The following is a 20542-nucleotide window of genomic DNA, read 5'->3' on the forward strand; positions in this document are numbered from 1 at the left end:
CTTACAAGAACGGAAATATAAAACTAGCCTGAGATGCTCAATTCCGAGGGCAATTTGTACATCTGGGTGGCGTTCTTCATCTTTAAGGTTACAGTCATGTAATGAACCTGAGGAGACGGTGCTGATAAAGTCGGCCTTCCTCAATATCACGCTAGATGAGTTACCTGTATGCCAAGCCCACTAGAAGACACATTGGTCGTCAGTATTGAACAAGCAATAGCCGCCCCCTATTGCTCACGGTTGCTTGCTGACTTGGGTGCGCGCGTTATCAAAGTGGAGCGGCCAGACGGTGGAGATTTTGCCCGCCATTATGATACCCGCGCGCGTGGTCTTTCGAGCCACTTTGTCTGGACCAATCGCTCCAAAGAGAGCCTTGCGTTGGACCTTAAGGAGAAGATGGCAGTTGCAGCACTCAAGAAGCTACTTTCTAAGGCTGATGTGTTTATTCAAAACCTAGCACCAGGTGCGGCAAACAGATTGGGGCTTGGCCACGAACAATTGCGTGAGGAGTTTCCAAAGCTGATTACCTGTTCCATATCCGGTTATGGAGACGGAGGGCCTGACAGTGAGCGCAAGGCTTATGATCTTTTGATACAAGCCGAAGCGGGCCTGCTGTCAGTTACTGGTTCAGGAGAAGCACGAGCGAAATGTGGGATTTCCGTTGCAGACATTTCTGCTGGCACAACAGCCTGCAACGCGATTTTAGCGGCTGTCATCAATCGCTCTAAAACTGGCAAAGGTGACCACGTCGAAGTTTCGATGCTTGAAACCATGGCTGAGTGGATGGGCTTTCCCATGTATTTCTCGATGGATGGTGCAGAACCACCGACAAGAGCTGGTGCGGGACATGCCACCATCTTCCCTTATGGTCCGTATGATACCAGTGACGGAACCGTAATGCTGGGCTTACAAAATGATCGTGAGTGGGATGCTTTTTGTCGTACGGTTTTGCAAAATCAAGAGCTAGCCGATGACCAACGACTTAGAGGTAATGATGGTCGGTTTGCCCATAGGGATGAAATCAACGCGGTCATCTATGCCGTCTTCGAAACCCTCACCACCAACGAAGCAATCAAGCGCTTAGAAGAAGCAGGCATTGGAACAGCCAGCGTCAATACAATGGACAAGCTTTGGCAGCACGAACAATTAAAGGCGCGAAATCGATGGCAGGATATCGAAACGCCCGTAGGCCAAATGCCAGCCCTAAAACCAATCTCCGGCCAAGCTTGGCAACCCACTATGGAACCCGTACCAAGTTTAGGCGAACACACACGCTCTATTTTAGATGAATTGGGATTGGAGCCTCAAGACATTGAGTATCTGGCCCCTGTGAAGGATTAGACGACATGCAATCTGCAAGTGATAATTATATGGAATTGCGCGAGGCGATGAGAGATTTGTGTGGTCAATTCACGCCAGAATATCATCGCACCCATGATGAAAATGCGACCTACCCCGTCGAATTCATCAATGCATTGACCGAGGCTGGATGGCTGGCTGCTATGATCCCCGAAGAATTTGGCGGTTCGGGCCTTGGGCTCACTGAAGCTTCCATCATTATGGAAGAGATCAATCGCAGCGGCGGCAACGCGGGGCATTGTCACGGGCAAATGTACAATATGAGCACATTGCTGCGGAATGGTTCTGACGAGCAAAAAGCAAAGTACCTGCCCAAAATTGCCTCAGGCGAATTACGCCTTCAATCAATGGCTGTCACCGAACCAACAACGGGGACGGATACCACCAAACTGAAAACGACGGCTGTCAGACAAGGTGACAACTATGTAATCAACGGGCAGAAAGTTTGGATTAGCCGCGTCCAGCATTCTGATTTGATGATCTTGCTTGCCCGCACCACGCCGCTTGCTGAGGTGAAACGAAAATCCGAGGGGCTTTCTGTTTTCATCGTCGATCTGCGTGATGCCATTGGCAACGGCATGGAGGTCAAACCGATCCGCAACATGGTCAATCACGAAACCAATGAATTGTTCTTCGACAATTTAGAAATTCCTGCTGAAAATCTTATTGGCGAAGAGGGCAAGGGGTTCCGCTATATCCTCGACGGGCTTAACGCGGAAAGAACGCTGATTGCGGCTGAATGTATTGGAGACGCTTATTGGTTCATTGAAAAAGTCACGGAATACACGAAAGAACGCGTCGTGTTTGACCGCCCGATTGGACAAAACCAAGGCGTCCAATTTCCAATCGCCCGCGCTTACGTGAATACGGAAGCCGCCAACCTTATGCGTTTTGATGCTTGCAGAAAATTTGACGCTAACGAAGACTGCGGCGCTCAGGCGAACATGGCAAAACTGCTTGCAGCCGATGCGTCATGGGAAGCGGCCAATGCGTGTATCCAGTTCCACGGCGGATTTGGGTTTGCTGCTGAATATGATGTTGAGCGTAAGTTTCGTGAGACCCGCCTTTATCAAGTTGCCCCAATCTCCACCAATCTCATTTTATCTTATGTCGCAGAACACATCCTCGATTTGCCGCGCTCCTTTTGACGGATTTCGATAACTAGACAAGCTAGTTTCCTCGCTTTAAATGTTCTGCATTGAGACGGTTATGCTTAGAAGGAAATTCCACGCAATGAAGCCCGTGATCGCAATAACTGGTGGCACAGGTTTTCTTGGAAGGCATGTGATCCAGCATTTTCTAGACCAAGGGGCAACACTGAAAATCCTTGTTCGTAAGCCAGAGCATGTTGACTGGGATCTACCCCCAGAACAAGTTGAAGAACTGGAAGTGATAAAGGGGAGCCTCACAGACAAAGAGGCTTTAGCGCAGCTCGTTGATGGCGCCAATGTCGTTGTCCACATGGCAGGGCTTATCAAAGCAAGACGACCGATTGATTTTGAAACATCCAATGTTGGTGGCACGCGAAATCTCATTGATGTTCTCAAAGCCCAAAACCCTGATTCTGGTTTCGTCTTTGTGTCATCAATGGCTGCCAGAGAGCCAACGTTCTCCCCTTATGCAGCCACAAAAGCGGCTGCAGAAAAAGTGGTTCAAGAACTTATAGACCAACCAATCATCCTTCGCCCCTGCGCAATATATGGCCCTGGAGACGAAGAAACCCTCCCCCTTTTCAAAGCAACTCGCTTGCCGTTTCAACCAGCGCTCAATGGCAAGGAAGCCCGCGTTTGTTTGGTGCATGTCACGGATGTGGCTGACGCGATTGGGCGCTCAGCAATGGCGCTCATCCAAAAGAGCTCTCTTCAAGGAACTTTTGAGGTGAGCGATGAAAGGCACGAAGGCTATCTTTGGCGCGAGATCATTGAGGCTGCATGTCTAACGTGTGAGCAAAAGGCGCGGCCTTTTCATGTGCCACGATTGATCACGAAGACCCTCGGTCGGTTGGGTGACCTGCAAGCAGCAATTACCAGATCAGCGGTGATGCTCACCTCATACAAGGCAGTTGAAGTTCTGCATGAAGACTGGTCGTCAAATGAGAGTGTGCAATTGCCTCAAGAAGTTTGGCAACCGAGCATCACTCTTCCCGAAGGTTTTGAAAATACCGTCCAGTGGTATCGCAACCGCAAGAAGCTTTAATTCAAGAATATCGCAGCATGTCCCCACGCCGTTCCCGTTTCGCCATGCGGCCACGCAGGTCTGCTTAAAGAGATATAACCCGTATATTCCGTATCATAAAAAATGCCATCTCTGATGCCATTAAAATCAACGTCAAAAGCAAGCTGACCTTTTTCTTCATCAAAACGAAGCATGAAGAAGCCTTCTTCTCCGCCAAGTTCTGCACCAAGAATAAATCGATTACCCTTTGGCTCTTTCGCAAGCCAATGCGGACTAAAAAACTTTGGCGTTTTCAAGCGGAAAACTTCGCGTGGATTTGCGGGATCTTGAATGTCCAACACAACAACGGCATTGAGTTTCCCGACCGGCTGTATCCAATATTTTCCAGCGCGCACAGGCACACCACACGCACCGCGAATATGTCCAGGTTTATTGGTCGCTTTGGTTTGTAATGCGTGCACCATTGATATGTTAGGCGTGTCTGTCTCAATTTTTGTGACGTGATAAAACGCGCACCCATAGGTGTTCAGAAAAATCGACCCATCATCCAAAATACGCGGACCAAAACCAGCGGCCTGCGATCCTTCCAAGACAGTGCCGTCTTCCAATTTACCGACAGGCAAATCTAGTGTGTGCAAAAGTGAAAAGTCTGAGTAACGGTAGATTTGCACAACATCAGCCCAAGATGTTTCATGCATCGGTGCACTGGTGACCAAAAAGCGGTCTTTCTTAGGCAATTGAGCGAATGCATAAGGGCGAACAGCCTTCTTCAAACCTGCTACACCTGCAGAGGCCGAACGGATGAGTTCGCCGTCAATTGTGTATTCTGCGATGCCACCATGCCCACCGGGACTGGTGTCTTCTTCAGGGTCAGGGCTTGGGCCATCACTACGTAAAAAACCAACCAACCTCGTACCCTTGGTGGTGCGGCTATAATCATGAGGGAACCGCAATGGTTCTGGCGACTTGAAAGTCTTTTTGATCGTTGAAGACTTGGGATCAGAAACATCAACAATGTAACTCAGTTCATTGTGATGACTGTTCATGAAAAGCGGCTCACCGGCTGGCGGTGCCGCATATTCCATGTGGTGCGGCATCGTATCCTTATGGCCAATCGGTGTGGTTGTAAGAGGCTCGCCCTTTGTTTCACTCTTAGGGTCAACATCAAGCGTTACCAAAAAATCTGAATCTCGCTTGTTATTGTCACCAGCAAAAATCAACAAATGAGGAGATGCGCTACCCTTCAATGGAATATCGACTGGCGGTTGTGGTGCTTCAGAACATGACGCCAATGCTAAAGCTGCGATTGCAGCAAAAGTGACCCTTGTTATATATTTCCCATTGGTCATGACGACCTCTCCAATAAGTATCCGTGACTTTGTGAAGCGATAAGATCAAAATAAACTTGATCTTATTTCTTCTCTCAATTGCGATTATTCAGAACAACAAGCTTGCATGCTGTTTCACACTTTCAGAAAGCTACAACCCAAGGCGGCTTTTAATCATTCGATCAGAAAGGCTCTTCACCTTAGGTAAATTCAACAACGCCAGCATCGCGTTTTGGCGCGCCCGCACACCCTCTTTAAAGCTCGTTTGCTTGTCTTGTTCGTCGCTGCCGAGCAACTTCAACCAATACTGATGTTTCGCATCGCAAATACTCAGCACAGATTGGAGGTGTTCTTGGTTATGCGGTTCTGCTTCTTTTTGGTGGCGAAACGTTTCGGCGTCAACAAAACTATCAAGTTCAACAGTCAACAATGCGTAACGATACCAACTCTCTAAATCTGGAACGAATTTACTCAACACAGCCAGATGATCATCTGCTCCGTCCAGTTTCAATTTCGCTCTGTTTGGATGATTTCGCCCTTGGATGGCTATATCCATGAACTCAATAATTTTGCTGGTACTGCCCGCGCATACCATGCCAGCTTCAGATCGAAAATGATCGTTATCGTCGACAAAATTGAAGAGCTCTTGCGCTGATACGAGTGAATTAGTTTTGATCGCGGGATGTGCCGCATTCGTCATTTCGCGCGTTGTCACAAACAGGCCAGTAACAAACTTGAATTGGCTTGCTAAGTCATTCGCCAATAGTTCGTCTGCGGAAAGTTTTCCAGCACGATAGCGATAAGCAATGAGCGCCAATGACGCCCGTGAAATAACGTGCAGATCCCAAATTCCAGGATGGTCCTCTATCGACCGACCTGATTGGACCATATGATAATCTCGAACAGCAACGGTAACAGCGCAAGCTTCATAAAAATGAGACATCGCCGTTCGCAGTGCAGAGACATTAATCAAATCACCATTGCGGGAGCCTTCATATTTGCAAGCGCGGGTTTCAGCATGAACGTGACGATCAAAAATTACAGGACGCGTATTGCTCTCCCCCAATTGTCGTCCGTCTTCACCAAAAATTGACGACACACCAGCCCACAAACCGTAGCGGAACTCCATGCAGTCATGCTCCCATGGATTTGAGAACAACGGCTTTATCAGCGTTTTCAGCGCTTTTGATTTTAAGAAAATATTCTTCATGACTTCTGCAAATCTAGATTTTGACCTGTTGAACAAATCAGTTTTCATAGACAATAAATCAAATTTCACAGGAAAAAATTAAGAAAATGAACGAAGTACAACTTATTTTTTGTTAATTTAATTTAACTTTTGCATAAAAAATCAAGAAGCTGAATGAGACACAGGCTTGAGAAAATGGTTCTTTTCAGCATGTCCGTTTAAATATTCCATCACCTGCGAAGCAATAAGAATCGCGATCACTTCTGGCCGCTTATCTTTCAAAGTGGCGCTGCCCATTGGGCAAACAAGTTGATCCGTGTTCACTTCGCCACCTGCTTCGCGCCGCATCCAATTGCTAAAAGTAACCCGCTTAGTTTTAGAGCCAATCATGCCAGCGTAAGCCACATCCTTACGCCCCAGCACTTCGCGGGTAATTAGAAAATCAAGCGCGTGATCATGGGTAAGAACAACAAACGCACTGCCTGCCCTCGCCCCTCTCACTTCTGCTTCTGGCATGGCTGTTAAACGCTTTTCGATTGACTTGGGGGCGAGCGCTAACATGTCTGCTCTTGTGTCAATCAACACAGGATTAACCGGCAAGAGCAACAAGGCTTCGGCAAGGGCGTTGCCCACATGACCAGCGCCAAAAATATAAACGCTTGGAAGGTCATCGGCTTCTAGCTCTAAAGCTGTTGCACATTTTTCCATTTCGGTTGGGTCTAAACACTTGATGCTCAGATCCACTTTCCCACCGCAACATTGGCCAATATCTGGACCCAACGGGACCGACATTTCAACAGGCTCACCGATTGGTTTTGAAAGCAATTGGCGCGCTTTTTCTATCGCCATGTTTTCAAGTTGTCCGCCACCGATTGTGCGAAATATAGATGTTTCACCCACCAGCATCCATGCGCCCGTCTCGCGTGGTGTTGACCCTTGAGCCTCGTCGATTTCAACATAAGCAACGGCATCACACGCGTCTAAGAAGGCTCGAATATCATGGCGCTGCTTATACATGGTTCAACGCCCTTTCAATTGCTCGATCGCCATGAGAATCCGCTCTGGCGTTGCGGGCGCATCCAATCTTGGGCAGACCTTATAATCAGCCTCCGAAGCAACAGCCATCGAAAGCGCTTCTAACACAGACATGGCCAACATAAACGGAGGTTCGCCAACCGCCTTTGATCGGCGAATGGTCATCTCGCGGTTTTCTGACCAATCAGCCAAAGCCACATTGAAGATGCGAGGTCGGTCAGACGCTAAAGGGATTTTATAGGTTGATGGAGCGTGGGTTCGAAGCTGCCCTTTGTCATCCCACCAAAGTTCTTCTGTCGTGAGCCACCCCATGCCCTGCACAAAACCACCTTCGATTTGCCCTCTATCAATGGCGGGATTAAGCGAGCGACCAACGTCGTGCAAAATGTCTGTGCGGTCGACTTGGTATTCACCTGTCAGTGTATCAATGCTGACCTCAGAGACGGATGCTCCATAGGCAAAATAATAAAACGGTCGGCCTTTTCCTGCTTCACGATCCCAGTGAATGCCCGGCGTTTTGTAAAAACCAGTTGCCGATAATTGGACGCGAGCCATGTAGGCCATTTTGATCATTTCATTGAAGGCAATACGCTCATCGCCCACGCGAATGGTGTCAGGCTCGAAGGTTACTTGATGAGCGTCAACGCTGTATTTCTCACAAGCAAAGTCGACAAGTCTCTCTTTGATTTGCCGTGCTGCATCCGCGGCGGCCATGCCGTTTAAATCTGTGCCAGAAGAAGCCGCAGTGGCAGACGTGTTTGGCACTTTATCGGTTCTGGTTGCGGTGATTTTGACGCGATCAAGATCCACTTGAAATTCATCAGCGACCACCTGCGCCACTTTGGTGTTCAACCCTTGGCCCATCTCCGTGCCACCATGATTGAGCTGGATGGAACCGTCTGTATAAACATGCACAAGCGCGCCTGCTTGATTATACCACGTGGCCGTGAATGAGATGCCGAACTTCACGGGGGTTAGCGCAATGCCTTTTCGAATAATGCCGCGCTTTGCATTAAAATCGACAATCGCTTTTCGACGCGCTTGATACTCACTCGTTTCTTCAAGCTCTTCCACCAAACGACCAACAATATTGTCATCAATCTGCTGGTGATAGGGCGTTAGGTCGCGCCCCTCGCCTCCGTAAAAATTTGCTTTGCGAACCGCCAAAGGATCACGCCCTAGGGCATAGGCAATCTCTTCGATTATACGCTCACTCCCCACCATGCCTTGCGGACCACCGAACCCACGAAACGCTGTATTTGAAACCGTGTTGGTTTTAAGTGGTTCAGATTTCAACAAGACGTGTGGGTAGAAATAACAATTGTCAGCATGGAATAAAGTGCGGTCTGTGACAGGGCCAGAGAGATCAGCGGAGAAGCCACAACGTGCTGCAAAGGTCGCATCAACGGCATCAATCACACCATCATCATCAAAGCCAACATCGTACGCAACAAGGAAGTCATGACGCTTGCCGGTGGCGATCATATCGTCATCGCGATCAGGTCTGATTTTGACGGCTTGGTTGTATTTTTTCGCAGCCAATGCTGCCACAACGGCGAATATGTTGGACTGAGTTTCCTTGCCACCAAACCCGCCGCCCATACGCCGAACATTCACGGTGACTGCGTTTGATGGCACATCCAAAGCATGGGCCACCATATGCTGCACTTCGCTTGGGTGCTGGGTGGAAGAATAGACCAACACATCATCATCTTCACCCGGCACGGAAAGGGCGATGTGGCCTTCTAGATAGAAATGGTCCTGACCACCGATCCGCATTTCTCCCTTGATACGATTTTGGGATTGATCGAGTTGCGCCACCGCCTCACCGCGTTTCAAGGTCAGTGGTTCTGTGACAAAAGGCGCGGTTGCGGCCTGCGCCTCAGCCACATCAACAATGTGCGGCTTGGTATCATGCACGACTTGCGCTTGCTGAGCACCAGCCCTCGCAGCCGCTCTTGTGGTGGCAACTACCGCGAAAATGGGTTGTCCAAAAAACTCGACGCGGCTGGCAAAAACCGGATCATCTTTCTTACCCGTTGGGCTTACATCGTTGGGTCCGAGAATATCGTCAGCGGTTAAAACACCCACCACACCGTCAACAGCCAAAACATCGGAAAAATCGATCGAGGTAATCGTGCCACTAGCAAATTCAGAGAGCCCTAGATAGGCATGCAACAAGTCCGTTGGTTCGACAATATCGTCAATATATTCCGCCTCGCCCGTCACATGTTTATGAGCGGAATCGTGCTGTATATCTTGACCAGTTTGGGTGATGGCAGGTTTGTTCAATGTAACGCCCTCACCCTATAGCTTCGCGAGGAAGTCGGTTATCGTCTGCACCTATATCCGTTTCCAGATAGAACCGACGCAACAGGTTTTTTGTAACGAGTAAACGATAGTCAGAAGACCCACGCCAATCGCTTAACGGTGAAAAATCATCGCCAAAACTTGCCATCGCTGTTGTAACGCTCTGTTCGTTCCATGGTTGACCTTTGAGTGTTGCCTCGACATGGCTTGCCCGCTTCGGTGTCGCTGCCATGCCACCAAAGGCGATCACAGCATCTTCGACCACACCATCATTGATCTTCAGACGGAACGCGCCGCAGACGGTTGAAATATCTTCGTCGCGTCGCTTGGAAATTTTATAAACAGCATAGGCATCCCCTTCATCAACGAAGGGAAGCGTTATGCTCTCAACGAAATCGCCCTCTTGCCTGTCTTGCTTTCCGTAATCAATGAAGAAGTCTTCAAGCAGCATCGTGCGCCGCTCACCGCCACGGCGTAATGTAATGCTCGCCCCCAATGCGATGAAAGCAGGCGGCGTATCGCCAATCGGTGAGCCATTAGCAATATTACCGCCAATCGTCCCCATGTTACGAACCTGTTCACCACCAATGCGACTCCAGCATTCAGCCAATTGCGGGAAGTATTTTTGGATCGAGGGCAGCATCTCTGTATAGGTGACACAAGCACCGATGGTCAGGCCATCTTGAGACACGGTGATCTCGTGCAGCTCATCAAGGTGCCCGATGAAAATAACAGGCGAGATAGAGCGCATATGTTTCGTGACCCACAGGCCAACATCTGTTGCGCCTGCCACAAGAGTTGAGTTTGGATGAGCTTCACGAACCTCGGCCAGATCATCCAATGATGACGGCACGAACAGGCAATCATCACCGCTTTTAATCTCAACCCGTGTTTCATCTTTCAAACCCACAAGCTGGTCTTTAATGGCCTGCCGCTCAACAACCAACGGATCGTTTTTCATACCACCCATAGCAACAGCTTTTTGCGCCGCTTTGACAATTGGCTCATAGCCAGTGCAACGGCACAAATTGCCTTGGAGTGCTGTTTCAATATCGTGATTGCTAGGGCTTGGGTTGGACATCCACAGCGCATAAAGCGACATCACAAAACCCGGCGTGCAAAACCCGCATTGGCTGCCATGTTCATCAACCATCGCTTGTTGCACGGGATGAAGTGTACCGTCGGCTTTTTTCAAATGCTCGATGGTAACAACATGGCATCCGTCTAGCGAGCCAACAAAGCGAATACAGGAATTGACCGTTTCATAGATAAGCGCATCACCTTTGAGGCGACCAACAAGCACGGTGCAAGCACCACAATCCCCTTCCGCACAGCCTTCTTTTGTGCCGCACAACCTTTGCTGCAATCTCAGGTAATCCAACAATGTCGCGTCTGAAGAAACAGCTTCAAGCACGACCGCTTGATCATTGAGAAGGAACCGCAACTGGTTGCGAACCGACACCATCTATCTAGCTCCCGCGATAGGTTGAATAACTGAAGGGAGAGGCAAGCAATGGCACATGATAGTGTTGGTCAGCGTTTGAGACGATAAAGCGCACGGGCACCAAGTTGAGAAACCCTCCCCCATTGGAATCAGCAAAGTAATCCCCGATATGGAAGACAAGTTCGTACTCCCCTTTGGCAAAGGCATCACCTTCCAGCATCGGCCCATCGCAGCGCCCGTCGTCATTGGTGGCAATGGTCTTTACATGGTCGCGGGTTTCTCCCTCAATCCGGTAAAGCTCAATGGTGAGGTTTGCCGCAGGCACGCCCGCGACTGTATCTAAAACATGCGTCGTTAAACGTCCTTGATCACCGTTGGTGCTCATTATTGGACCTCCCCTTTAGTAGCGGACCGATACCATTCAACAATAAGCCTTCGCTCATCTGAATCAATATGAGTGATGTTTGCAGGCGGCATGGCCTTGCTCAATCCTGCTTGCAGATAAATGTCACGCGCATAACGAGTGATCTCTGCATCACTTTCAAGCTTCACGCCTTTTGGCGCTGTTCTAATTCCATCCCATGCCGGTTCTGCTGCATGGCACATGGAGCAACGACCTAGGATCGTATCTTTCACTTCATCAAAATGCTGGAAGCTTGCGAGCCTTACTTGCTGCGGTGTCATCGATTGTTGGGACTGCTCATCACTTGCGTTTAACTGGCTCGGTGCTGTTGAAAGCCACGCAATCAAAATGAATAGAATAGCCGTTGCAAGCCATGTCCAAGTGGGGCTGCCTTTGCCTGCATGTTTGGAATTGAAATAGTGGCGAATGGTGACGCCCATCAAAAACACCAGTGATGCAATGACCCAATTATACTCAGTGGCAAAGGCCAGCGGGTAATGGTTTGACAACATCAAGAATATGACAGGCAGCGTTAGGTAATTGTTGTGAAGGGAGCGCTGCTTTGCCTGCATGCCTAAGGCGGGGTCAGGTTGTTTGCCCGCAATCAAATCAGCGACAACTTTCTTCTGGTTCGGAATGATAATGAAGAACACATTCGCGGACATGATCGTGCCCGTGAAAGCGCCAAGATGCAAAAGCGCTGCCCGCCCTGTGAAGAGTTGCGTATAGCCCCACGCCATCGCAACAAGCACGAAATATAAAAACACCATCAAGCCTGTGGTGCTCGTGCCAATTGGCGACTTGCATAACAGGTCATAGATAATCCAACCGCCCGCAATAGAGGCAATCGAAATCATGATGGCAACACTTGGCGACACATCCAAAACATTGGGATCAACAAGGTATAATTCAGCGCCTGCGTAATAAACAATGCACAGCAACACAAAGCCAGAAAGCCATGTGCTGTAAGCTTCCCACTTAAACCACGTTAGGTGCTCTGGCATGGATGCGGGCGCGACCATATATTTTTGAATGTGGTAAAAACCACCGCCGTGCACTTGCCATTCATCACCAGCAGCCCCTTGCGGCAAGCCGTCATGTTTGCGCAGGCCGAGATCAAGGGCGATGAAATAAAACGATGAGCCGATCCAAGCAATACCGGTGATCACATGGAGCCAACGCGCGGCAAATCCAAGCCAATCCCACAAAATTGCCAGTTCAAACACTATCGTCTCCTTTTCACAATAATTTGGCAGCACTTGCATTCAATTGAAATATCAATAAAATTCAAAGACTTTCAAAAAAATTATGATAGTTCGAATCAAGTCTAATCGTTATGTGAATCTATGTCTTATGTGAAAAATCTCAAAACCTTTGTTCGCGTTTATGAACTGCGTAGCATGTCTGCGGCGGGTAGAGATCTGCGGGTTTCTCCGGCTGTATCAAGCAGCCGAATTTCGGAATTAGAAAAGCACTTAGGCATTCGCCTGTTCAATCGCACCACGCGCAATCTCACCCCAACACAACAAGGCGATGTTTTTTATAAAGGCGCCATCAAAATACTCGATACCATCAAAGAAGCAGAAGGCAGCGTCGCGGAGATTACCTCCAACCCAAAAGGCACTATTTTCGTTTCTGCCCCGCTTGGCATTGGCAAACAATTGATTGCACCTTTGGTGCCTCGTTTTCGCGCCCTTTATGCCGACATCAATGTGCGCCTCAGATTGTCAGACAGAAAAGTCGACATTACCAATGAAGGCTTGGATGCGGCATTTGTTTTAGGTGACCTTCCAGATTCTGAATTGCGGGCAGTTCCAATCCATGACTTTGAACGAACGCTGTGTGCTTCCCCTGCCTATATTGAGCGGCGTGGCTTGCCGAAAACGGGTGAAGATTTACTGAACGACAATCACGAATGCCTACTGCTTCGTTTCCCCGGATCAAACGAGTTCTTCTGGAGCCTTCATGTTGATGGCAAAGTGAAACGCTATGATTTTTCCAGTCCGCTTGAATCAGATGATGGTGATGTTCTCACCAATTGGGCACTAACGGGAAACGGTATCGTCAACAAGCCTGTGTTCGAAGTTGCCAACCATATAAAAAGCGGGGAACTTGTTAAGATTGCCACGAAAACGCCGCCTACCAGTCAGCCCTTTTCGTGCGTCTATCCACATAAGCGCCTGCAAGACCCAAAGGTACGGCTGTTCATCGAATTCATGGTCGAAGAATGCAAAGGGCAACTTGTATGATGTCTTATAAAGATAATGCCTTTCAAAAATTAAGAGATAATTTCAACCCGCTTTTGCGTTAACATCAACCAGCCCTATTGGAGGATTTATCCTGTCCCATCGTTATCCAAGAGATCTGCAAGGCTACGGCGCAACACCGCCTAAAGTAACGTGGCCGAATGGCGCTCATATCGCCGTTCAATTCGTCGTCAATTATGAAGAAGGTGGCGAGAACAATATCTTGCATGGGGACGCTGCTTCTGAGGCTTTTTTGTCTGAAATCGTAGGCGCCGCCGCATGGCCTGACCAGCGCCATTGGAACATGGAATCAATCTATGAATATGGTGCGCGCGTAGGGTTTTGGCGTTTGCATCGCTTATTCACCGAACGCAATATTCCGGTCACAGTCTATGGTGTTGCAACTGCTTTAGACCGCTCACCAGCGCAAGTGGAAGCCATGCAATTAGCCGAGTGGGAAATTGCTTCTCACGGCCTAAAATGGATCGAGCACAAAGACTTTTCCAAAGACGAAGAACGTGCGTCCATTGATGAAGCGATCAGAATTCACGAAGCTGTAACAGGCGAGCGCCCACGTGGTTGGTATACGGGGCGCTGCTCTGAAAACACGGTAGATTTGATCACCGAAAACGGCAGCTTAGACTATGTCTCTGATAGCTACGCCGATGACCTACCCTATTGGTATCATCATGCTGGGCGTGATCAATTGGTTATTCCTTATACGCTGGATTGTAACGACATGCGCTTTGCAACACCGCAAGGGTTTAACTCTGGTGATCAGTTCTACACCTATCTAAAAGACACCTTCGATACGCTTTATGCGGAAGGTGCTGCAGGTGTTCCCAAGATGATGAACATCGGTTTGCATTGCAGGCTAGCAGGCAGGCCCGGCCGTGCAGCAGCGATTGCCAAGTTTTTGGATTATGTGGCAAGCCACGACAATGTTTGGTGTGCGCGCCGAATTGATATTGCGGAACATTGGAAAACCGCGCATCCGCCAGCTAAGCATCAAAAACGTCCTGCCGAAATGGACAAAGAGAGTTTCGTCAAAGCTTATGGCAGCATCTTTGAACATTCTGCTTGGGTGGCTGAACGTGCATTTGAGGGTGAACTAGGACCAGCACACAACACAGCCGTCGGCCTTCATGCGGCGATGGCGAAACAGTTTCGATTGGCGAACGATGAGGAGCGTCTGGGTGTTTTAAATGCTCACCCTGATCTTGCAGGCAAACTGGCCGCAGCCAAAAGACTGACGCAAGAATCCACCAGCGAGCAAGCCAGCGCTGGGCTTGATGCATTGACCGATGATGAGCGAGCGAAGTTTACTGAGTTGAATGAGCGTTATACAGCGAAGTTTGGCTTCCCCTTTATCATTGCGGTGAAAGGTCTCACCAAAGCGCATATCTTGGAAGCCTTCGAGCAGCGCATCAATAATGACCGCGTGCAAGAATTTGCCACCGCATGCAAACAAGTCGAGCGCATTGCCCGCCTTCGCTTAAACGACATATTGCCAACTGGCTAAAGGAACCATCATGAGTAATCGCACCTATTATGCACCCCAAGGTGGCCTTCCAAAACAGACAGAACTGTTGACAGGTCGCGCGGTATTTACCGACGCCTATGCCGTTATTCCAAAAGGTACCATGCAGGATATTGTCACCAGCAAACTGCCGTTTTGGGAAAAGACACGCGCATGGATTATTGCCCGCCCGATGACAGGATTTGCTGAAACTTTCTCGCAGTACATTATGGAAGTTGAGCCTAACGGCGGTAGCAATACGCCTGAGCTTGAAGACAATGTGCAAGGCGTTTTATTCATCGTGGAAGGTGAATTGACCCTAACCATTGCAGGTAAAGAACATGTCCTCAATGAAGGCGGATATGCCTATCTGCCGCCCGCTGAAAAATGGACTGCATTTAACAAGAGCAACAAGCCTGTTCGCTTCCATTGGATTAGAAAAGCCTATGAGGCAGTTGACGGCATTGATACGCCTGAAGTCATTATCACCAACGACAGCCAAGTCGCTCCAACCCCCATGCCTGACACAGAGGGCAAATGGGCAACGACGCGTTTTGTTGAGCCTGATGACATGCGCCACGACATGCATGTGACAATCGTCACCCTTGCACCAGGTGCGGTTATTCCGTTTGCTGAAACGCATGTCATGGAACACGGCCTTTACGTGCTTGAAGGCAAAGCGGTCTACCGCCTTAATCAAGACTGGGTGGAAGTGGAAGCCGGAGACTTTATGTGGCTACGTGCGTTCTGCCCACAAGCTTGTTATGCGGGTGGTCCGTCGAATTTCCGCTATCTTTTATACAAAGATGTAAACCGCCATATGAAACTTTCGCTGAGCAAACTCTAATGCAGAAGATTTCTATTCAACCATTGACCAAAGCAGCCTTCGCCCCGTTCGGCGATGTTATTGAATTTGAAGGCGATCCGAGTTTTGCCATCAACAATGGCATGTGCGACCGCTATCATGGTCTTGCTCACCCCTTCTGCGCTAATGTCGACGAAGATGCTGATGCACACGTTGCCATCAGCCTTGGACGTGGCCGCCCTTATGCTTTGCCATTGACCCTTGAGATGATGGAACGGCACCCTTTAGGAAGCCAAGCTTTTATCCCGATGCAACCTCATCCGTTCTTAGTGATTGTTGCACCTGACGTTGATAACGCCCCCGGTACGCCCATTGCGTTTATGGCTGGAGTTGGTCAAGGCGTGAATTATCACTGCAATGTCTGGCATGGCGTTTTAACACCGTTAGACGTGCAGACAGATTTCATTATTGTCGACCGTTTCGGCGACGCTAATAACTTGCAAGAGCACCATTTTGATCAACCCTATTTGGTTGATCAAAACAGTTAGACCTAATTAGTCAGACACAACATTCTGTCGTTGTGAACCCAAGCCTTCAATCGCAACTTCCATCACGTCTCCCGCTTTCAAGTAGATCGGCTCAGGCTTAATGCCCATGCCCACACCTGGAGGCGTGCCTGTCGAAATCACATCACCGGGGTGAAGTGTAAAGAGGCTGGATAAATGTTCAATGATTTCGGCCACGCTAAAAATCATCGTCGACGTATTGCCATCTTGCATACGCTTACCGTTTACATCGAGTGTAAGCGATAGGTTTTGCGGGTCTGGCACGTCATCGCGGGTGACCAACCACGGACCTGTCGGGCCGAACGTGTCGCACGATTTGCCCTTGGTCCACTGACCAGAGAGCGATGTCTGAAACGAGCGCTCAGACACATCGTTACAAACGCAATACCCAGCAACATAATCGAGCGCGTCATCTTTGCTGACGTATTTGGCTTTCTTGCCAATCACAACACCAAGCTCAACTTCCCAGTCGCCCTTTTCAGATCCACGTGGAAGGCTCACATCATCATTAGGACCGACAACAGCAGACGTTGCTTTCATGAACAAGATTGGATGAGCAGGCACATCAAGGCCAGATTCTGCGGCGTGGTCTGAATAGTTGAGACCGATGCACATATATTTGCCGATATTGCCAACGCAAGCGCCAAGGCGAGGATTGCCATCCACCAAAGGCAGGTCGTTTTCATTCAGTCCTTGCAAGCGCTCAATGTCGCCCATTGTAGCAGCACTAATGTCAGCAACATGCGCAGACAGATCACGAAGGTCGCCATTGCTATCAATCATGCCGGGCTTTTCGCTGCCCTCATTTCCAAATCGAACTAATTTCATTTACTTAAACTCCTAAAGCGACCAGCCGCCGTCAATGATGTGGGGATGTCCTGTGGTGAACCCGCTCTCATCTGAAGCCAGATAAACCACAAGCGATGCGACTTCTTCAGACCCTGCAATCCGTCCCATCGGTTGACGCGCTATAAAGTCTTTCAGCGCTTTGTCATAGTCACCCGTTGCCCGCAAACGCTCATGCAGTGAAGGGCTATCAACCGTGCCTGGACAAATACAATTACAGCGTACGCCTTGGTCGATGTAATCACGGGCGACAGCTTTCGTCATGCCGATCACTGCAGCCTTTGTTGCACCATAAACAAAACGGTTCGGCGCGCCGATGATAGAAGATGCAGCTGATGACATATTGATGATAGAGCCTTTGCCCTTCTCCAACATATGAGGGAGAGCCGCGACTGTCATTTTCCACATGGCACGAACATTGAGATTAAAGGCAAAGTCCCATTCATCATCCGTACACTCAAGCGCCGTGCCTGCATGAACAAAGCCTGCGCAATTAAACAAGACATCTGGCTTGGTCTTATCGACCGCGGCTTTCACGGCGTCATCGTCCAGCACATCAAGATGAAATGTTTCGATCGTGCCCGTCGCATCCTGCTTTAGTTGCGCCAATGCCTCTTCATTAATATCGGTTGCATAAACATGGGCACCCTCTGCTGCCATTGCCAACGCAGAAGCGCGGCCAATACCCTGCCCTGCGGCAGACATAAGAACCTTCTTACCTTCTAATCTCAAACCCGTATCCTTCTTTACTTCTTATGATTTTCGGGTTTGGCTGCCCTCATTCAACACACTAGCGCCCGATCTGCTTGAACTTCCTCGTTTGTTCAGTCAGTGCCACTTCTGTCGGCAAGCGTTCCATAGATGATGCACCGTAAAAACCGTGGCAATTTTTCGTATTTTTTAACACGAAATCTGCATCTTCTGGCATGGAAACTGGGCCGCCATGCACGAGGATAATTTGATCTGGATTAACCGCTAGTGCTGCCGCCGACCATTCATCAACAAGAGCTGGAACGTCTTCCAATTTCGTTCCCGTTTCAGCGCCAATATTACCACCAGTGGTAAGCCCGATATGGCAAACGATAATATCTGCGCCCGCTTTTGCCATGGCCTCAGCATCTTCTGCTGAGAAGACATAAGGCGTGGTGAACATATCTTTATCGTTCGCCATTTTAACCACGTCGACTTCAAGCTGGTAAGACATGCCTGTCTCTTCCAGATTGGCGCGGAAGTTGCCGTCAATCAGACCAACGGTCGGAAAGTTTTGAATGCCGGAAAAACCAGCAGCGTTAATTTCATCAAGAAACTTATCCATCATCCGAAACGGATCAGAAGCACAGACACCCGCAAGAACTGGCGTGTCTTTAACAACAGGCAACACTTCGCCCGCCATTTCCATCACAACGCCATTGGCATCGCCATAAGGCATAAGACCCGCAAGCGAGCCACGCCCCGCCATGCGGTAGCGGCCTGAATTATAGATGACGATCAGGTCAATACCGCCAGCTTCCTCACATTTGGCAGAAAGGCCCGTACCTGCTCCACCACCAATGATCGGCACACCGTCCGCAATCATTTTTCTATATTTTGCAAGTAACTCACTTCTTTGGAACATATGTTCAACCTCCCGCCATTTTGTATTTCGCGCCGAGAAGAAGCCATAAAACGTTGCGCATTATGAAATAAACTAATTCTCGGTTATCAATGTTGTGAGGAACGCGGATAAGGTAACGTTCCCGTGATTTTATCATTGTTACTTTTGACGATTAAAACAAGGCTCATTGTACGTTCTGTACCAGAAAATGGGCCTAGTATGATGTTGACGTCATCTCGTCCCGCTAATTTGAGCGCTGGGTGAACTGCGTTATTTGGAGATAAGCCTATTGGCCTGGCTGAACACTTAACTTCACGCCCACCAACGAACGAAAAGACTTGCTGCAATCAGCCACATAATACAGCCGATTATAAAATCTAGAACCTGCCATGCTTTCGGGTTTTCAAAAACACCCACCAAAAGCCTTGCGCCATACCCAAGGGCGAAAAACCAAACGAATGATCCAGTGGCCGCTCCTACCCCGTAACCCACGCGATCCACCCCCTGATAATTTGCTGACAGACCACCCAATAAGACAACAGTATCTAGATAAACATGAGGGTTCAAATAGGTGAGCGCGAGGCAAGTGCCTATTGCCTTTGCAAGATTTCCAGCGCCTTGGCTTGCCGCCTTCATGGCATCCGGCGACATCACTCGGCGAAACGCCATGAAGCCATAAACAAATAAGAATATGGCACCGCCAATGGTGACGGCATCAATCAACCATTTGGCTTGGGACACCAATGTACCAAAACCAAAGACGCCGACAACGATCAACAACGCATCAGAAAGCGCGCAAATTAGGCAAAGAATGAAAACATGCTGGCGCAACAGCCCTTGCCGTAACAAAAAGGCATTTTGAGCACCAATCGCGACAATCAGGCTAACGCCCAGAAAAAAACCGGCACTTGCCGCAATGAAAAAATTAGTCAATTGCCCTCCAAAGCAATCCTACGCCTGACATCAAATGGCGAGGGTCAGGATCTATTAAAACAGAGATAACTGGTTGGACCCCTTATCTGTTTCTTCTTGGTCTAGTTCGATCTCCGCTTCAACACGGTTTTGTAAATCAGCATCATCATTGCGCACGGCATTCACGCGGTCAGATACAGGGACAATATTATAAAAATCATTACGTTCATTGCTATAAAGAAATGAAACATCACGCGGCGGATGCTCAACACAGTCTAACCAAACATCTGCAAGCTTTGGCGGCACCAAAACTGGCATTCGGTGATGTATTGCGGCAATATCAGAACTTGCCTCAGTTGTTAAAAAGCAAACAGTATCAATTTCGCTGCCATTGGCATGGGCATAGGTTTCAAACAATCCCGCATATCCCAACATTTCACCATTCTTAGGCGCAATATAATACGGCGTTTTTTGGTCGCCCGCGCGGTGCCATTCGTAAAAGCCAGAGGCTGGAATTATGCAACGGCGATGCCTGATGGCTGATTTGAAGGACGGTTTCTCCAAAACGCTCTCAGATCTTGCATTTATTATCAGAGAAAAATCTTTCGGATCCTTCACCCAGCCTGGCAAAAAACCCCAACGCATCAACCGCATTTCACGCTTATTAAACTCTTGAAAAATAACAGGAATTGGCTGTGTCGGCGCAATGTTATACCTGTTAGGCGCGCCCTCAAGATCATTGCATTCAAAAATCTCAGCGGCTTCTTTCAACGGATGAATGATCGCAAAACGTCCACACATAGAATTATTT

Annotated in this window: 19 protein-coding genes; 7 read left to right on the forward strand and 12 right to left on the reverse strand. The window is 48.8% G+C overall.

From position 1 onward, the window contains the following. Positions 1–168 precede the first annotated feature (168 nt). The 3 genes from ABJO30_11760 to ABJO30_11770 all read left to right on the forward strand — a co-directional run bounded on the left by ABJO30_11760 (position 169) and on the right by ABJO30_11770 (position 3555). A complete protein-coding gene (locus ABJO30_11760; GenBank protein ID MEP3233494.1) occupies positions 169–1341 on the forward strand; it encodes a CaiB/BaiF CoA-transferase family protein in 1173 nt (390 codons plus the stop codon). Between the two features lie 5 nt (positions 1342–1346). Continuing rightward, the gene (locus tag ABJO30_11765) at positions 1347–2507 is read left to right on the forward strand and encodes an acyl-CoA dehydrogenase family protein (protein MEP3233495.1); all 1161 of its coding nucleotides are present in this window, start codon (positions 1347–1349) and stop codon (positions 2505–2507) included. Positions 2508–2568: 61 nt separating this feature from the next. After that, positions 2569–3555 carry an SDR family NAD(P)-dependent oxidoreductase gene (locus ABJO30_11770; GenBank protein MEP3233496.1) on the forward strand — a complete coding sequence of 329 codons (987 nt, stop codon included), beginning with the start codon at positions 2569–2571 and terminating at the stop codon, positions 3553–3555. Here the strand turns inward: ABJO30_11770 and ABJO30_11775 are convergent. The 7 genes from ABJO30_11775 to ABJO30_11805 form a co-directional block, all read right to left on the reverse strand. Continuing rightward, positions 3552–4883, reverse strand: coding sequence for a hypothetical protein (locus tag ABJO30_11775; GenBank protein ID MEP3233497.1), 1332 nt, complete (start codon positions 4881–4883; stop codon positions 3552–3554). The genes ABJO30_11770 and ABJO30_11775 overlap by 4 nt on opposite strands. Positions 4884–5013: 130 nt before the next feature. Next, positions 5014–6072: a hypothetical protein gene (locus ABJO30_11780; protein ID MEP3233498.1), complete on the reverse strand. Its 1059-nt coding sequence runs from the start codon at positions 6070–6072 to the stop codon at positions 5014–5016. Between the two features lie 141 nt (positions 6073–6213). Further along, positions 6214–7068: a xanthine dehydrogenase accessory protein XdhC gene (gene xdhC, locus ABJO30_11785; protein MEP3233499.1), complete on the reverse strand. Its 855-nt coding sequence runs from the start codon at positions 7066–7068 to the stop codon at positions 6214–6216. Positions 7069–7071: 3 nt separating this feature from the next. After that, positions 7072–9378 carry a xanthine dehydrogenase molybdopterin binding subunit gene (xdhB, locus tag ABJO30_11790; GenBank protein MEP3233500.1) on the reverse strand — a complete coding sequence of 769 codons (2307 nt, stop codon included), beginning with the start codon at positions 9376–9378 and terminating at the stop codon, positions 7072–7074. Between the two features lie 10 nt (positions 9379–9388). Beyond that, positions 9389–10861, reverse strand: a complete 1473-nt coding sequence (gene xdhA / locus ABJO30_11795) for a xanthine dehydrogenase small subunit (GenBank protein ID MEP3233501.1) — start codon at positions 10859–10861, stop codon at positions 9389–9391. 4 nt (positions 10862–10865) lie between these two features. Beyond that, entirely contained in the window at positions 10866–11225 is a 360-nt protein-coding gene (gene uraH, locus ABJO30_11800) for a hydroxyisourate hydrolase (protein MEP3233502.1), read from the reverse strand. Further along, positions 11225–12469: a urate hydroxylase PuuD gene (locus ABJO30_11805; protein ID MEP3233503.1), complete on the reverse strand. Its 1245-nt coding sequence runs from the start codon at positions 12467–12469 to the stop codon at positions 11225–11227. Before ABJO30_11805 ends, uraH begins: the two co-directional genes overlap by 1 nt. A gap of 120 nt (positions 12470–12589) precedes the next feature. On the opposite strand from ABJO30_11805, the gene ABJO30_11810 reads away from it, so the two are divergent. The 4 genes from ABJO30_11810 to ABJO30_11825 all read left to right on the forward strand — a co-directional run bounded on the left by ABJO30_11810 (position 12590) and on the right by ABJO30_11825 (position 16361). Continuing rightward, positions 12590–13492 (forward strand): LysR family transcriptional regulator, encoded by a 903-nt coding sequence (locus ABJO30_11810; GenBank protein MEP3233504.1) that lies wholly within the window; start codon positions 12590–12592, stop codon positions 13490–13492. A 91-nt stretch (positions 13493–13583) separates the two neighbouring features. After that, positions 13584–15011: an allantoinase PuuE gene (puuE, locus tag ABJO30_11815; GenBank protein ID MEP3233505.1), complete on the forward strand. Its 1428-nt coding sequence runs from the start codon at positions 13584–13586 to the stop codon at positions 15009–15011. 10 nt (positions 15012–15021) lie between these two features. After that, entirely contained in the window at positions 15022–15855 is an 834-nt protein-coding gene (locus ABJO30_11820) for a bifunctional allantoicase/(S)-ureidoglycine aminohydrolase (GenBank protein ID MEP3233506.1), read from the forward strand. Then, positions 15855–16361 carry an ureidoglycolate lyase gene (locus tag ABJO30_11825; protein MEP3233507.1) on the forward strand — a complete coding sequence of 169 codons (507 nt, stop codon included), beginning with the start codon at positions 15855–15857 and terminating at the stop codon, positions 16359–16361. The genes ABJO30_11820 and ABJO30_11825 overlap by 1 nt, the downstream gene beginning before the upstream one ends. 6 nt (positions 16362–16367) lie before the next feature. Here the strand turns inward: ABJO30_11825 and ABJO30_11830 are convergent, their stop codons facing one another. The 5 genes from ABJO30_11830 to ABJO30_11850 all read right to left on the reverse strand — a co-directional run bounded on the left by ABJO30_11830 (position 16368) and on the right by ABJO30_11850 (position 20532). After that, complete coding sequence (locus ABJO30_11830; protein ID MEP3233508.1) at positions 16368–17207, reverse strand: fumarylacetoacetate hydrolase family protein; 840 nt, start codon at positions 17205–17207, stop codon at positions 16368–16370. Positions 17208–17219: 12 nt separating this feature from the next. Then, positions 17220–17930, reverse strand: coding sequence for an SDR family oxidoreductase (locus ABJO30_11835; protein MEP3233509.1), 711 nt, complete (start codon positions 17928–17930; stop codon positions 17220–17222). 85 nt (positions 17931–18015) lie between these two features. Then, positions 18016–18840: a phosphoenolpyruvate hydrolase family protein gene (locus ABJO30_11840; GenBank protein ID MEP3233510.1), complete on the reverse strand. Its 825-nt coding sequence runs from the start codon at positions 18838–18840 to the stop codon at positions 18016–18018. A 291-nt stretch (positions 18841–19131) separates the two neighbouring features. Then, positions 19132–19752 (reverse strand): LysE/ArgO family amino acid transporter, encoded by a 621-nt coding sequence (locus ABJO30_11845; protein MEP3233511.1) that lies wholly within the window; start codon positions 19750–19752, stop codon positions 19132–19134. A 54-nt stretch (positions 19753–19806) separates the two neighbouring features. Next, positions 19807–20532 (reverse strand): SOS response-associated peptidase, encoded by a 726-nt coding sequence (locus ABJO30_11850; protein ID MEP3233512.1) that lies wholly within the window; start codon positions 20530–20532, stop codon positions 19807–19809. Positions 20533–20542: the final 10 nt, after the last annotated feature.

The sequence above is a fragment of the Hyphomicrobiales bacterium genome (genome assembly GCA_039973685.1).
Lineage (GTDB): Bacteria > Pseudomonadota > Alphaproteobacteria > Rhizobiales > JACESI01 > JACESI01.